This is a genomic window from Acinetobacter sp. AM (assembly GCF_003105055.1).
Lineage (GTDB): Bacteria > Pseudomonadota > Gammaproteobacteria > Pseudomonadales > Moraxellaceae > Acinetobacter > Acinetobacter tibetensis.
In genome coordinates, this window is record NZ_QETG01000013.1 from 1 (window position 1) to 15,565 (window position 15,565).

Annotated in this window: 10 protein-coding genes and 1 pseudogene; 10 read left to right on the forward strand and 1 reads right to left on the reverse strand. The window is 42.4% G+C overall.

Going from position 1 to position 15,565, the window contains the following annotated elements; genetic code table 11:
* Positions 1-127 (forward strand): annotated as a pseudogene (locus DCO44_RS08485) (IS5/IS1182 family transposase); the annotation flags it as partial.
* Positions 128-146: 19 nt separating this feature from the next.
* Here DCO44_RS08485 and ponA read toward each other — a convergent pair.
* Positions 147-2,672, reverse strand: a complete 2,526-nt coding sequence (gene ponA / locus DCO44_RS08490) for a penicillin-binding protein PBP1a (RefSeq protein ID WP_116760956.1) — start codon at positions 2,670-2,672, stop codon at positions 147-149.
* A gap of 165 nt (positions 2,673-2,837) precedes the next feature.
* Here ponA and DCO44_RS08495 point away from each other — a divergent pair, with 165 nt between their 5' ends.
* The 9 genes from DCO44_RS08495 (at position 2,838) to gltB (ending at position 15,502) form a co-directional block, all read left to right on the forward strand.
* Complete coding sequence (locus tag DCO44_RS08495) at positions 2,838-3,896, forward strand: pilus assembly protein PilM (protein ID WP_116760958.1); 1,059 nt, start codon at positions 2,838-2,840, stop codon at positions 3,894-3,896.
* Positions 3,896-4,573, forward strand: a complete 678-nt coding sequence (locus DCO44_RS08500; protein WP_116760960.1) for a PilN domain-containing protein — start codon at positions 3,896-3,898, stop codon at positions 4,571-4,573. Before DCO44_RS08495 ends, DCO44_RS08500 begins: the two co-directional genes overlap by 1 nt.
* Positions 4,570-5,313 carry a type 4a pilus biogenesis protein PilO gene (locus tag DCO44_RS08505; protein WP_116760962.1) on the forward strand — a complete coding sequence of 248 codons (744 nt, stop codon included), beginning with the start codon at positions 4,570-4,572 and terminating at the stop codon, positions 5,311-5,313. Before DCO44_RS08500 ends, DCO44_RS08505 begins: the two co-directional genes overlap by 4 nt.
* Complete coding sequence (locus tag DCO44_RS08510) at positions 5,313-5,840, forward strand: pilus assembly protein PilP (RefSeq protein ID WP_116760964.1); 528 nt, start codon at positions 5,313-5,315, stop codon at positions 5,838-5,840. Before DCO44_RS08505 ends, DCO44_RS08510 begins: the two co-directional genes overlap by 1 nt.
* Before the next feature lie 59 nt (positions 5,841-5,899).
* Positions 5,900-8,014, forward strand: coding sequence for a type IV pilus secretin PilQ (locus DCO44_RS08515; RefSeq protein ID WP_165815700.1), 2,115 nt, complete (start codon positions 5,900-5,902; stop codon positions 8,012-8,014).
* A 37-nt stretch (positions 8,015-8,051) separates the two neighbouring features.
* A complete protein-coding gene (aroK, locus tag DCO44_RS08520) occupies positions 8,052-8,594 on the forward strand; it encodes a shikimate kinase AroK (RefSeq protein ID WP_116760968.1) in 543 nt (180 codons plus the stop codon).
* A 20-nt stretch (positions 8,595-8,614) separates the two neighbouring features.
* Positions 8,615-9,697: a 3-dehydroquinate synthase gene (aroB, locus tag DCO44_RS08525; RefSeq protein WP_116760970.1), complete on the forward strand. Its 1,083-nt coding sequence runs from the start codon at positions 8,615-8,617 to the stop codon at positions 9,695-9,697.
* A 10-nt stretch (positions 9,698-9,707) separates the two neighbouring features.
* Positions 9,708-10,580, forward strand: a complete 873-nt coding sequence (locus tag DCO44_RS08530) for a hypothetical protein (RefSeq protein ID WP_116761110.1) — start codon at positions 9,708-9,710, stop codon at positions 10,578-10,580.
* A 446-nt stretch (positions 10,581-11,026) separates the two neighbouring features.
* Entirely contained in the window at positions 11,027-15,502 is a 4,476-nt protein-coding gene (gene gltB / locus DCO44_RS08535; protein ID WP_116761112.1) for a glutamate synthase large subunit, read from the forward strand.
* Positions 15,503-15,565 lie beyond the last annotated feature (63 nt).

The window sequence follows — 15,565 nt, forward strand, 5'->3', positions numbered from 1 at the left end:
AGTTGAAAATGCCTTTGCGAGGTTAAAACATTTTCGAGCGATTGCAACCCGATTTGATAAGCTGGCACGAAATTATCAGTCTATGATTTACATTGCTTGTATGTTCATTTGGTGTAAAGCCAAATAAGGACACGCCCTAAGATCTGCTATTGAAATTGATCAATGAGATGTTCAATGGCATCTGATTTCTTACTTGGGGCATTCGGTTGCATTGTCGGAGGAGCTTGATTACTTGGAACCAAGTTTTCTTCATCCGGCAAATCATCAAAATCTCGCTCAGGTGCACGCGTAGGAGCGGCTGGTTTAGGGCGATATAATGGCTGAGCCAATGGTGGTGAAGAGCGGTAATCTTTTTTGGTCTCTCCCTCAATAAATTGGGTGTCGTTATGCAATGTAGGTGCCTTAGCATCTTTGTCAAAATGTACCCAAGCTGATGGCGTGCCTTTTAAAGCATTGTCCATAAAGTTGGTCCAAATGGGTAATGCTGCAACGCCCCCGTATTCACGTCGACCTAAGGTGGTTGGTTGGTCAAAGCCGACCCATGCCACCGTGACCAATTTACCATTAAAGCCTGCAAACCATGCATCTTTGGCATCATTGGTGGTTCCTGTTTTACCCCCTAAATCATCGCGGCCAATTTTAAGTGCAGCGCGCCCTGTACCATGTTGGATAACATCTTTGAGGATGTTCGCCATATCAAAGGCAGAACTGGATTTTAAAATTCGTTGTGCTTGGCGATATTCTGGATTGGTCGCACTTGGTTCACTGATTTTGGCTTCAGCAGCTTGATTGGTGACCTCAATCACTTCATCGTCAGGTGTCACAGGATCTGCCGAATCAGATACATCATCTTTTGCATTAATGCATTCAATACAAGCATATTCTGGATTGGCTTGATAAATCACCTTGCCATATGCATCTTCAATACGGTCAATAAAATGCGGTTGAATACGGTAACCGCCGTTCGCAAATGTGGCATAGCCTGTTGCCATTTGAATGGGCAATACTTGTGGTGTACCTAAGGCAATGGTGTAGTTATTTGGAATTTGATCTTCTTGCAAACCAAAATCCATAAACAATTGGCGAGTACGCTCAATGCCGACAGCTTGAAGTAAACGTACTGAGACAGTATTTCGTGATAAATATAAAGCACGACGCAATGGAATCATGCCCAGATAACGCCCATCTGAATTTCGGGGTGACCATTTGCCAATGGTAATAGGACTATCATTAACCATGGTAAATGGCGTCATACCGCGTTCTAAAGCCAAAGCATAAACAAACGGTTTAATGGTCGAACCAGGTTGACGCCAGCCTTGTAAAGCTCGGTTAAATTTAGATTGATAGAAATTATATCCCCCGACTACCGCTTCAATCGCACCATTATTCGGATTTAGTGCAATCAGTTGTCCTTGGGCTTTCGGGATTTGTACCAGTGACCATGAGGTTTTGTCTGCATTTGGTCTTAAACGAACAATATCTTTGATTTGTACAATTTGAGAGGCACGACTGGGTGCAGGGCCTACGCTGTTGGCGTTGCGATAAGGGCGTGCCCAAGACATCCCTGACCAAGGTACAGTCACACTAGAACCATCTTGCATGAAGGCTTCAAAGGAGTTGTCATTCACTTTGCTGACTTTGGCAGGGTAAGTGTTTGCATAAGCGGTAAATTGTTTTAAATCTTTATCATGTGCTTCGGCACCGCGCCAACCATGTCGTCGATCATAGGCTTCTAAACCGTCTTGTACGGATTGTTCAGCAAATAATTGGCGTTGGCTATTAATCGTGGTGTAGACCTTATAGCCAGAATCAATCGCTTGTTCGCCAAATTTACTGACCAGTTCTGCGCGGACCATTTCGCCCACATAGGGAAATTGATTGCTGATACCACGCTCAGGCATATCTAGATTGATGGGTTCAGCAATGGCATTTTGATATTGTTCTTGATTGATATAACCCAATTGAAGCATACGCCCCAGAATCCAGTTGCGACGTTCAAGAGCGCGCTCAGGATTGGCAACGGGATTATATTTTGAAGGGGCTTTGGGAAGACCCGCAATCATGGCCATTTGGGCGATGCTTAAATCTTCTAAATTTTTGTTGTAGTAAATTTTGGCGGCAGCAGCAATGCCGTAGGCATTTTTCCCCAAAAAAATCTTGTTCACATACAGCGTCAGAATTTCTTCTTTACTCAGATTTTGTTCAATCTTTCGAGCGAGGAACACTTCGGTTAGTTTGCGTTTGAGTGTACGTTCAGGACTCAGATAATAGTTTTTTGCCACTTGCATGGTAATGGTCGAGCCACCCGTTTGCACATTCGAGCCTGTAATGCTCTCACTTACTGCTCGTCCTAAGCCTTTAAAACTAATCCCACTGTGTTCAAAAAAAGCTGAATCTTCAGCAGCTAAAAAAGCATGAATAAAGGTAGTTGGGATTTGATCATATTCAACTGGAACAGAAAGTTTGCCACCGTATTCTGCAATAAGTTGCTGATCCGCACTATAAACTTGTAATGGTTTTAATAAAGGAGCCTTTTTTAAGATGCTCATTTCAGGCAAAGAGGGGGCAATATAGAGATACATGCCATAAAACCCCATAGGAATTGCGACCAAAACTATAATTATGATCAAAAAAAATGGATGAACACGGCCTGAACAAGATAGCTTTTTCATAACAAGTAAGTTTTAATAGGAGCTAATGGCAAACTAATTGGTGGTCAGTATAGCCGTTTACAGATACGGATTGTTAATGAGTTATTGTATCCGTATAAAATTATAGACCGCAGCCAGTTAGTTAGTTACTTCTATTGGGGATAAAAAAATAATAGGAATAGTATTGTGCTCAGGTTATATCGTAAGCCAAATAAGGGGTTAATAGGGGTAGATATTAGTTCCACTTCTGTTAAGTTATTAGAGTTGTCTGTAAAAAACGGTCGCTATTGGGTAGAAAGCTATGCTTTGGTCCCATTACCAGAAGGTAGCGTTGTTGAAAAGAACATTTTGAATCCTGAAGCTATTGGGGAGGCTTTGGAGCGCGCTTTAAATTTAGCAAATGTTCAATCGCATGCAGCAGCAATTGCCATTCCAACGTCTATGGTGATCAGCAAAATCATCGAGATGGATGCGGATATGACGGATGATGAACGTGAAGTTCAAATCCGTATGGATGCTGAACAATATATTCCGTTCCCTTTAGATGAAGTCAGCCTTGATTTTGAAGTTTTGTCTGATCGTTTAGCTAATCCAAATCGGGTCAATGTGCTTTTGGTGGCAACACGTCTCGAAAACGTGGAAGCGCGTTCAGAAGTACTGGAACTGGCTGGAATTACGCCTAAAATTGCGGATGTAGAAAGCTTCGCAATGGAAAATGTCTATAAAGTATTCTCTGATACCATGCCGATGGGGGTAAATACCGTCGGTATTTTAGATATTGGGCATACCATGACCACGCTATCGGTTATGCAGAATGACAAAATTATCTATACCCGCGAGCAGGTTTTTGGTGGGAAGCAACTGACCCAAGAAATCCAGAATCGTTATGGACTGTCATTTGAAGAAGCGGGACGTGCGAAGAAAAGCCGTACTTTGCCCGATGATTATGACGTAGAAGTCTTAGAGCCATTTCTTGAAGCTGTGGTGCAACAGGCTGCCCGTTCTTTGCAGTTCTTCTTCTCATCTTCGCAGTTTAATGAAATTGATCATATTTTATTGGCGGGTGGAAATGCCAATATTCCAGGTTTGGCCAAGTTATTGCAACAAAAACTCGGATACCGCGTCACGATTGCGAACCCATTTTTGCAAATGGGTTTTTCGCCAAAAATTGATATTAAAAAAATTGAAAATGATGCTTCCTCTCTCTTGGTGGCGTGTGGTCTAGCATTGAGGAGTTTTGATTAATGGCAAAAATTAACCTGCTCCCTTGGCGTGATGAGCTGAGAGAGAGACGAAAAAAAGAATTTATTGCGATTTGTATTGGGGCGGCTTTAATTGGGGTGTTATTGGTTGTAGGGGCATGGTTCTATTACAACTATAAGCTTGAAGACCAAGAACAAGCGAATCAGCTTATTATCAGTACCAATCAAAACCTAGATGTGCAGCTAAAATCTTTAGAAGGTTTGCAAGAGCAGCGTAATGCGATTGTAGAGCGTATGAAGTTGATTCAAGGACTGCAAAGTCAACGTCCAATTGCCGTGCGTTTAATTGATGAAATGGCACGTGTAGTCCCTGCGAATTTATATATTACCAAGTTCAGTCGTGTTGGCGATAAATTTACCATTGAAGGTAAGGCGGAAAGTCCAAATGCAGTGGCTGAATTTTTACGTAATTTAGAGGCTTCGCCTTGGTATCGTAATGCCTTTATGAACTCCTTCTTGGCTGTGGAAGAAGATAAAAATAAAGCGCCGAGTTCGATTGTTCCTCGTGTTGAGGATAGTTATGGCAGCTTTGTGGTGACTGCAGATCTGGATGAGATCGCTATGCCTACGAATGCAGCGAATGAAACTGCGGGTTCTATGGCGGTAGCGGCAAATGATGCAAATGCAGCAGCTAGTTCAACAGCGGGGGCAGCACAATGAGTCGTGATGAGTTTGATGATCTAAATCAAGAGGCTGTTGTTAAACCTAAGAAAAAAATGACAGTGGATAAATTTTTTCAACAATTTAACACGTTGGACCCGAATAATTATGGCAGTTGGCCATTATCGGTCAAAATTACTTGTTGGGTTTTTATTGTCTTTTTAATTTGTGCTATTGGCTATTTTGTTGTGATCAAGCCGCAGTTAGATGCGATTTCTGGTGCACATGCACAAGAGCAAAACTTACTGAATGAATTTAGAGAGAAAGATTCAAAGCTACGTAATTTGCAACAATATCAAGCTCAGTTGCAGGAGATGGAAGCGAACTTTAATCAACAACTGGAGCAATTGCCGAAGGAAACTGAAATTCCTGGTCTGGTTGAAGATATTAACGTGACAGGTGTCAACTCTGGACTGAAATTTAAAAATATTCGTTTAGAGCCTGAAGTAAAACAAGAATTTTTTGTTGAGCAGCCGATTAGTATTGAAGCAACAGGTGATTATCATGCCTTTGGTTCTTTTACGAGTGGTATTGCAGCATTACCTCGAATTGTGACCTTACATGATTTTGATATCAGTTCTTCTATTAGTACGGATAAAAAATCTGAAATTCCGCAAGTGACTTATGTCGCGAAGGCACGTACCTATCGCTATATAGGTAATACAGAGAATCAAAATGCGGCAGCAGGTGCGAATGCTACAACTCCTCCTGCTCAAGTTACTCCAGAAGGAGCGAAGTAATGAAATTTGAGAAAATAGCATTTGCTTTGATGTTTGGGCTGGTTTTGGCGGGGTGCGATTCGCGTATTGATGCGGTGAACATGGAAATGGTGAATATTCGTAATCAGCAACCTTTGCCGATTGATCCAGCACCTGTTTTCCCACCTGTACCCACATTCAATTATGCAGCGCATCAATTGAAAAGTCCGTTTATGCCGAGTTCCTTGGCAGCAGAATTAAAAATTATGTCGGGTAAGCGAGTGTATCCGAATTTCTCGCGTCAGTCGCAGCCATTGGAAAGTTATGCTTTAGAATCCTTGAATATGAAGGGGAGTATGCGTAATCAGTCTGGGCAAATTTTGGGGTTAATCCAGACACCTGATGGTGAAATTGAGCGTGTGCAAGTCGGAAATTACATGGGGATGAGTCAAGGGCGAATTGTGAAAATTACGCCTACACAGATTGATCTTGTGGAAATTATTCCCGATGGTCGAGAGGGGTATGTAGAGCGTCCGCGTAGCCTTGTCTTAATTGGACCCGCGCCTTAATTAAAGGAATAAAAATGAAAAACAGTATTCAAGATTTTATATTTGGGGATGGTAATACAATGAATCATATTTTCCGTCAATTCTCTATGGGTGCGGTTGCTATGGCTGTCATGCAAGCTGCCAGTGCGCAAGTTAGCATCACGAATGTTGTACCTATGCAAGTACCTGGACAAGGGACTGAAATTCGTGTGATGTTCAACGGAATACCACCACAACCTCAAGCTTACCAACTTGAACAGCCATCAAGACTTATTTTAGATTTTGATAAGGCAGAACAAACACTAAAGCAAAATAATATTAAGGTTGCGACAAAAGAAGCCAATTCGGTTGATGTATCCTCAGATGCACAGCGTTCTCGATTGACCGTTAATCTTGCGGATGCAGGTGCTTTTACCACCCGAGTTGAAGGTAATACCTTTATTCTGAAAATAAATGCGACAGATAATAGTTTTGCGACTCCTGTGGCAACATCAGTTAAAGCGTCATCGCAAGGTGTTTCTAATATCGGTTTTCAACGCGGTTCAGAGGGTGAAGGTCAGGTTGTTATTGATTTGCTCGGTAGTAATACGCCAGCAGATGTACAGCAACAAGGTAGTAAAATTGTGGTGCGCATGTTGGGAAATAAAATCCCTACACATCTGACTCGCCGTCTCAATGTCAATGATTTTGCAACGCCTGTGGCGACCGTAGATGCTTATAATGATGGCAATAGTGGTGTGATTACTATTCAGTCTTCAGGCAGCTATGAATACATGGCTTACCAAGCTGAGAATAAGTTAACGATCAGCTTAAAGCGTCCTGTGGATAAGAATCCAATGAAACCGCGTACAGCTAATAACTACACGGGTAAGAAAATTTCACTGGATTTCCAAGATATTGAAGTACGCCGCGTATTACAATTATTGGCAGATTTTACTGGCATTAACATGGTGGCTGCCGATACGGTACAAGGCAATATTACCTTGCGCTTAAAAGATGTGCCATGGGATCAAGCGCTTGATATTATTTTAAAAACAAAAAATTTAGACAAGCGTCGTAATGGCAATGTGATTTGGATTGCACCTGTTACTGAGTTGATTAAAGCGGAAGATGAAGAAGCCAAGGCGATTGCACAGAGTATTAAGTTGGCACCAATTCAAACTGAATATTTGCGTTTAAGTTATGCTAAAGCTGCGGATGTTTTTAAACTTGTAACAGATTCTAGAAAGGAAGCGGGTAAAAATACAGGTGTTAATAATCAAGACTCTTTAGCTTTAGAAAGTTTATTAAGCGCGAGAGGAAGTATTGTTTCAGATGATCGTACGAATACGTTAATCGTAAATGATACGGCACAAAACATAGATAAAATTAGAAAAATGGTTGATTTGTTAGATGTGCAAGTACAGCAAGTCATGGTCGAGGCGCGAATTGTTCGAGCATCAACTTCGTTTACCAAAGAGATGGGGGTGAAGTGGGGGATTCTTTCACAAGGGGTTAATAGCAATAATGATCTCTTGGTTGGGGGGAGTGATCAAACTTTATGGGATCTAAAAACCCCAGATGATGATGGGAAATACACCATTCAGCGTCCCGATAACCTAAATGTCGATTTGGGAGTGACCAATCCTGCGGGGCAAATTGCGTTTAGCTTGATTAGTTTGTCTGATTTTATGTTAGATCTGGAGCTTTCAGCTTTGCAAGCTGATGGCTATGGTGAAGTCATTTCCACACCAAAAGTACTGACTGGAGATAAGCAAAAAGCTAAGGTAGCGACCGGTCAGGAAGTACCTTATCAAACTACAACTAACTCTGCTTCAGGCTCAACAGCAACCACCTCATTTAAGGAAGCTTTACTCAGTTTGGAAGTGACACCAAGTATTACTCCAGATGGTAAAGTGCAAATGCAACTCGATATTGCTAAAGATTCGATAGCAGGCGAAGCACCAAATGGCGAGTTGATTTTGAACAAAAATACGATTACGACCAATGTCTTGGTTAATAATGGCGAAACGGTGATTTTAGGTGGTGTATTTGAGCAGACCACCAGTAACTCACAAACCAAGGTGCCTTTCTTGGGAGATATTCCTTATATTGGTGCATTATTCAGGAAGGATACCAAGTCAGATGACAAGCAAGAGCTGTTGATTTTTGTGACGCCACGAATTGTTAATGACAGTGTTTCAAGAAATCATTAATATATTTTCAATTTAAACAAAATTAATAGGTGACTCCTTGCCAAGCAAAGAGTTTAGTTCCCTACCAAATATCTATTTGGTAGGGCCAATGGGGGCAGGAAAAACAACAGTCGGACGGCATTTGGCAGAATTGTTGGGTCGTGAATTTCTAGACAGTGATCATGAAATTGAACGAAAAACTGGTGCGACAATTCCGTGGATTTTTGAAAAAGAAGGTGAGACGGGATTTCGTACCCGTGAAACTACAGTGATTGATGAGTTGACTGCTCGACCCGATTTGGTCTTGGCGACTGGTGGTGGTGCAGTGACTCAAGCCCCTAATCGTGATTTTTTAAAGCAACGTGGTATCGTTGTTTATCTCTATACTCCTGTTGAAATTCAGCTTCAGCGTACTTATCGCGATAAAAATCGTCCTCTCCTACAGGTTGAGAACCCAGAGCAAAAATTACGTGATTTACTTGCGATTCGGGATCCTTTATATCGGGATGTGGCTCATTATATTATTGAGACCAATCAAGGTGCTGCACGAGATCTTGCGCATAAAATCTTAACGATGATTACCACACAACCTATTGATTGAATACGAAAGAAGTTGAACCCATGCAAACTTTACATGTAGAACTCGGCGAACGCCGTTACCCTATCTTCATTGGCAGTGATTTAAATCCTCAAGATTTATTGGCACCGTATATTTTCGGGCAGCAAGTCATGATTGTGACCAATACCACCATTCAGCCTTTGTATTTAGAACATTATGTTAAAGCTGTTGAGGCTTTAGGTAAAAAAGTTGCTACCTGTGTTTTGCCTGATGGTGAAAAATATAAAGATATTCAGCATCTGAATCTGATTTTTGATGCCCTTCTTGAAGTTGGTTTTAACCGTGATTGTACGGTATTGGCTTTGGGTGGTGGTGTGATTGGCGATATGGCGGGCTTTGCATCCGCTTGTTTTCAGCGTGGTGTGTATTTTATTCAAGTACCAACGACGTTGTTGTCACAAGTAGATTCTAGTGTTGGCGGCAAGACGGGGATCAATCATCCTTTGGGTAAAAACATGATTGGGGCCTTCCAGCAACCGCAAGTGGTAATGGCAGATATGGCACAATTAAAAAGTCTGCCTGATCGTGAACTCTCTGCAGGTTTGGCTGAAGTCATCAAGTATGCCTTATTAGGCGATGAAAGCTTTTTGGTATGGTTAGAAGCGAATATGGATGGCTTGGTCGCAAGAGATCCTGATTTGCTGGCTGAAGCGGTCTATCGTTCATGTGCACATAAAGCACGTATAGTGGCAAATGATGAAAAAGAACAAGGCGAGCGTGCCTTGTTGAATTTAGGCCATACCTTTGGTCATGCGATTGAATCGTATCTAGGGTATGGCGTATGGTTACATGGTGAAGCTGTTGCGACGGGTATGGTGATGGCTGCAGATTTATCACAACGCATGGGGTGGATTTCGGTAGCAGACTTGGAACGTACAAAAAAAATCATACAGCGCGCTGGTTTGCCGATAGTATGTCCCGAAATTCCATTGCAAGATTTCTTGGGCTATATGGCGCATGATAAGAAAGTATTAAATGGTCAGCTTAGATTGGTGCTACTAAAACAGTTGGGTCAAGCAATCATTACCAAAGAGTTTGATGTTGAGCTGATGCAGCAGGCGATTATTGCCAATCAAACAATATAAAGGTGAAATTATGACAGCACTCCACAAATATTGGCAAAATACACAACGTTATATTTGGCTTGTGGGTGGAGTGCTGTGTCTTTTCGTAGCATTGATATTTTGGGCGGGATCAGACAGTAGTGAAGAGTTGGTCGAAGTGAATAAAGCCATGGAGTCTGATGCTGAGTTGCAAATTCAACCTGCACGTGTCACGGCGACAACCAATTTAGGCACCTTACAAGAAGAAGTTCGCCCTATTGCACTGACCACCAGAGTTGTTGCGACGGGAAATCATGCGAATGAATTCCGAGGAAGTAAATTTATTGAGGAACAGAAAAATAAATCAACGCTAGAACTGTTTAGTGTTACTGAAGAAGACATTATTAAAAGCTTTTTGAATAAACAAAGTAGTCGACAACATTATTTTTATCTCCGTTTGGCTGGAGATCAACAACAAGAGCGATATGTTTTATTTTATGGCTTATATTCGAATGAAAGAGAAGCAAACCAAGCACGAGAGCAGCTTGATTTAAAATTACCAGCATCCGTCCATCCTACAGTAAGAGCTTTGGAAGATTATCAGGCGCAAGTGAATGATATGGGGATGGAAGAGTTGCAGGGTTCCACGCCAGTGTATGAAGTTAAATTAAATCCTGTGGCTTTGCCAAAACCAGACGCAGCTATGCTGAATTTAAACAAACCGAAAACTGTGGATACAACAGTGAATAGCTCAGATACGGGCAATGCATCTACCAACACGACAGTAACCCGTAGAGATGCTGAAGGCAATGTGATTGATGTGCAAAAATCTCAATCGCATGCTGAGACTGGCACAAAAACAACTCCTTCGCCAGCCAATTCAAATTCGCCTGTGCGCCAAGAAATTGCAGATCCATTTAATTAATCGTTCTAAAATAGAGCACATTGTGCTATACCAATGATTAAATGCGCAAAAATGGTGCAACTAAGATAGGTCTTCAAATGCTCTGATTCAGGTCGAACACTTGATATTTCTGTATTTAAAAGAATTTAATCTAATAACACTAAGTTGGCATATTTTTTGCTTAAATGGTGCATGATTTGAGTTGATGTCACTATTTTGGCGCGAAAAGATTCAAAGAGTGTGCGAAAACATCAAGATTGCTTGCTTTAAAAGAGTGCGCAAAAGTCGCAATAGTTTCTTGCATTTCGGTCATGTACAAAAGATAAATTCAGTCTATCTTTGACATGAGAGTGCAAGATCATTGCATTAAATTGATCTTAGTGTGAGAAAGTTAGACTAAGTCGCAAAGAAGTTAGATAGTCAGCGCCCGATTCAGGGCCAAGTAGAAAGAAGGGTACGCTATGCACATGCCATCGCCTAATACTGTAGCTCCCGCTCAAGGTTTATACCAACCGGATGAGTTTAAAGATAACTGTGGTTTCGGCCTTATTGCACATATGCAAGGGAACGAAAGTCATGATCTGGTCAAGACCGCTATTCATAGCTTGAGCTGTATGACCCACCGTGGTGGTATTGCCGCCGATGGTAAGACCGGAGATGGGTGTGGTTTATTATTGGCGATGCCGAAACAGTTCTTCCGTGAAGAAGCGAAAAAACTGAGCGATACTACTCTCAGTGAAATTTTTGCAGTGGGTACGATTTTTCTTAACTTGGATCCTGCAATCGCTGCACATTCAAAACAAATTCTAAGTAAAGAAATTGAAGAAGAAGGCTTACGTGTTTTGGCTTGGCGTGTAGTGCCAACCAACAATGCTGCACTGGGTGAAATTGCGATGCAATCTTTACCAGCCTTTGAACAAATTATTGTGAACTGCCCTATGGGAGTAACTGAGGTTGAATTTAACCGTAAGTTATTCTTGGCGCGTCGTCGTGCAGAGCAGCAACTTAGCAATGATCCATCATTCTATGTAACAACATTGTGTTCAACAGTCATCAGCTATAAAGGCTTAATGATGCCTGCTGCAATTGCAGACTTCTATACAGACCTTGCAGATGAGCGTTTAGCATCACATATCGTGGTGTTCCATCAACGTTTCTCAACCAATACTTTACCGCGTTGGCCTTTGGCCCAACCATTCCGTTACCTTGCACACAATGGTGAGATCAATACCATTACCGCGAACCGTAACTGGGCAATGGCGCGTACTCCGAAGTTTGAAAATCCATTATTACCAGGTTTAACTGAGCTTAAGCCGATTGTGAACCGTACTGGTTCGGACTCTTCAAGCTTAGATAACATGCTTGAGATTCTTGTCGGTGGCGGTATGGATCTGTTCCGTGCGCTACGGATGTTGGTTCCACCAGCTTGGCAGAACGTTGAAACTTTAGATGCTGACTTACGTGCATTCTATGAGTTTAACTCGAAGCACATGGAAGCATGGGATGGTCCTGCTGGTCTCGTGATTCAGGATGGTCGTCATGCCATCTGTATGCTAGACCGTAATGGTTTACGTCCAGCGCGTTGGGTGATTACGAAAAATGGTTACATCACTTTAGCCTCTGAAATTGGTGTTTGGGATTATCAGCCTGAAGATGTGATTTCTAAAGGTCGTGTTGGTCCTGGTCAAATTCTTGTGGTAGATACCTTTACTGGTAAATTGCTTGACACCAAAGATGTTAGCAACCACTTGAAAAAAATGCGTCCATACCGTGAATGGTTGCGTGAAAACTCAATTCGTGTTCAGGGTAGCCCAGAACTTGAAGAATATTTATGTGATCAAGGCTTAAAAGGCGATGCCCTAAAAGCAGCACAGAAAATGTTTATGGTGACCTTTGAAGAGCGTGATCAATTGCTTCGTCCAATCGCGGAAAGCGGTCAGGAAGCAGTCGGCTCAATGGGTGATGATACGCCTATGGCAGTCTTATCGCGTCAAGTACGTCATGTGTCGGATTACTTCCGTCAACAGTTTGCACAGGTGACAAATCCGCCAATTGATCCATTGCGTGAATCGATTGTCATGTCGTTGGAAACTTGCTTGGGTCGTGAGCAAAACGTCTTTGAGCAAAGCCCTGAGCATGCGGATCGCTTGATCATTTCAAGCCCTGTACTTTCAAATTCGAAAATGCATCAAATCCGTACTTTAGGTCGTGCGGGCTATGAAATTGCAGATATCGATTTGAACTACACAGCAAGTGAAGGTTTAGAGGCAGCAATTGCCCGTATCTGTGAAGAGTCTGCACAGGCAATTCGTGATGGCAAAACTTTATTATTACTTTCCGATAAGAAAATTCGCGAAGGCTATTTACCTGCAAATGCTCTAATGGCAACAGGTGCAGTACATCACCACTTGATTAATGTTGGTTTACGTACCGATGCCAATATCATTGTGGAAACTGGTTTTGCACGTGATCCACATCAATTTGCAGTGATTCTTGGTTTTGGTGCAACTGCGATTTACCCATACTTGGCTTATGACGTGATCAATGATTTGGTTGCCAAAGGTGAGTTATTGGGTGATCCAATTCATGCACAAGCCAACTTCCGTAAAGGGATTGAAAAAGGCTTGTTGAAAGTCCTGTCTAAAATGGGTATTTCAACAGTGGCTTCTTACCGTGGCGGTCAGTTGTTTGAGGCGGTAGGTTTGTCTGAAGAAGTTGTGGGTAAATGCTTTACAGGTGTACCAAGCCGTATTAAAGGTGCAACTTTTGTTGACCTTGAAAATGATCAGAAAAAATTGGCAGATATTGCGTGGAAATCACGTAAGCCAATCGACCAAGGTGGCTTGCTAAAATTTGTATTCGACAAGGAATACCATGCATTTAACCCTGACGTGATTAATGCTTTGCACAAAGCAGTACGTTCAGGCAATTATGCTGACTTTAAAGAATATGCCGAGTTGGTGAATCATCGTCCAATTGCAACCATCCGTGACTTATTTAAGTTAAAAACAGATAACTCGATTGCTTTAGAGCAAGTTGAGTCAGTTGAGTCAATTTTGCCACGTTTTGACTCTGCGGGTATGTCTTTGGGTGCATTGTCTCCTGAAGCGCATGAAGCGATTGCGATTGCCATGAACACCATTGGTGGTCGTTCGAACTCTGGTGAAGGTGGTGAAGACCCTGCACGTTACGGCACGATTCGTAACTCAAAAATCAAACAGATTGCATCTGGTCGTTTTGGTGTAACACCAGCCTACTTAACTTCTGCTGAAGTGTTGCAGATTAAAGTCGCGCAAGGTGCAAAACCAGGAGAAGGCGGTCAGTTACCAGGTGGTAAAGTGAATGGCTTAATTGCACGTTTACGTTATTCAGTACCGGGTGTGACCTTGATTTCTCCACCACCACATCACGATATTTATTCGATTGAAGACTTATCGCAATTGATCTTTGACTTGAAACAAGTCAACCCCAAAGCGATGGTCTCTGTAAAACTGGTGTCTGAGCCAGGCGTAGGAACAATTGCCGCAGGTGTTGCGAAAGCCTATGCCGATTTCATTACCATTTCGGGTTATGACGGTGGTACAGCCGCTTCTCCACTTTCATCGATTCATCATGCAGGTTCGCCATGGGAGTTGGGTTTAAGTGAAGCGCATCAAGCACTTCGTGTGAATGACTTGCGTGGCAAAGTTCGTGTACAAACGGATGGTGGTTTAAAAACAGGTCTTGACGTGGTTAAAGCCGCAATTTTAGGTGCGGAAAGCTTTGGTTTTGGTTCTACGCCAATGATCGCTTTAGGTTGTAAATACCTGCGTATTTGTCACTTGAATAACTGTGCGACTGGTGTTGCAACGCAGCAAGATCATCTTCGTCAGGAACACTATATTGGTGAACCTGAAATGTTGATCAATTTCTTCCACTTTATTGCAGAAGAAACACGTGAATGGTTGGCTGCCTTAGGTGTGGCAAGCTTGAAAGACTTGATTGGCCGTACCGACTTACTTGAAGTATTGCCAGGTGAAACTGAAAAACATGCTCATCTTGATTTAAGCGCATTGCTTGAATCACATCCTGCGGCTAACGGTAAGGCTCAATATTGCCAAGTTGAAGGCAATGCACCTTTCGACAAAGGCTTATTGGCAGAGCAAATGGTGGCAGAAATGTTGCCAGCAATTGAAGCTGGTACTGGCGGTGAATATAGCTTCACGGTCGGTAACTGTGACCGTTCAATTGGTGCGCGTATCTCTGGTGAAATTGCACGTCGTTATGGCAATTTGGATATGGAAGCGCATCCTGTTGTGATGAATCTGAAAGGTACTGCGGGTCAGTCTTTAGGGGTGTGGAATGCAGGTGGTTTGCATATCAAGCTTGAAGGTGATGCGAACGACTATGTTGGTAAAGGTATGGCGGGTGGTCGCGTGTCGATCTTCCCACCAAAAGGTTCACCGTTCCAAACGCAAGAAACTGCGATTATTGGTAATACTTGTTTATACGGTGCGACAGGCGGTAAGTTATTTGCTGCGGGTACTGCGGGTGAGCGTTTCGCAGTACGTAACTCAGGTGCCTTCGCGGTAATTGAAGGTGCGGGCGACCATTGCTGTGAATATATGACAGGTGGTGTGGTCACTGTACTGGGTAAAGTCGGTCACAACTTCGGTGCGGGTATGACCGGTGGTTTTGCCTACGTGCTTGACTTGGACAATGACTTTGTCGACTACTACAACCATGAGTTAATTGAGTTGAACCGTATCTCAACTGAATCAATGGAAGAACATAAAGAGTTCTTACTGCGTATTCTCGATGAGCATATTGCTGAAACGGGTAGTGCTTGGGCCTATAAGATCCGCAACGAGTTCGATTTTTACAGCCGTAAATTCTGGCTTGTAAAACCAAAAGCTGCTAATTTGCTTACGCTTTTAAAAACGACCAAAGCTGATCCTCAATAATTCCACTACTGCAGATATATAGGCAGGTGCAGCAAATAACCATGACTGCACCTACCCACGGAG

Excerpts from the sequence above, each read along its gene's own strand:
- aroB (WP_116760970.1), top strand. The coding sequence starts at position 8,615 with ATGCAAACTTTACATGTAGAACTCGGCGAACGCCGTTACCCTATCTTC.
- ponA (WP_116760956.1), bottom strand. The coding sequence starts at position 2,672 with ATGAAAAAGCTATCTTGTTCAGGCCGTGTTCATCCATTTTTTTTGATC.
- DCO44_RS08505 (WP_116760962.1), top strand. The coding sequence starts at position 4,570 with ATGAGTCGTGATGAGTTTGATGATCTAAATCAAGAGGCTGTTGTTAAA.
- DCO44_RS08500 (WP_116760960.1), top strand. The coding sequence starts at position 3,896 with ATGGCAAAAATTAACCTGCTCCCTTGGCGTGATGAGCTGAGAGAGAGA.
- DCO44_RS08510 (WP_116760964.1), top strand. The coding sequence starts at position 5,313 with ATGAAATTTGAGAAAATAGCATTTGCTTTGATGTTTGGGCTGGTTTTG.
- gltB (WP_116761112.1), top strand. The coding sequence starts at position 11,027 with ATGCCATCGCCTAATACTGTAGCTCCCGCTCAAGGTTTATACCAACCG.
- DCO44_RS08530 (WP_116761110.1), top strand. The coding sequence starts at position 9,708 with ATGACAGCACTCCACAAATATTGGCAAAATACACAACGTTATATTTGG.
- DCO44_RS08515 (WP_165815700.1), top strand. The coding sequence starts at position 5,900 with ATGAATCATATTTTCCGTCAATTCTCTATGGGTGCGGTTGCTATGGCT.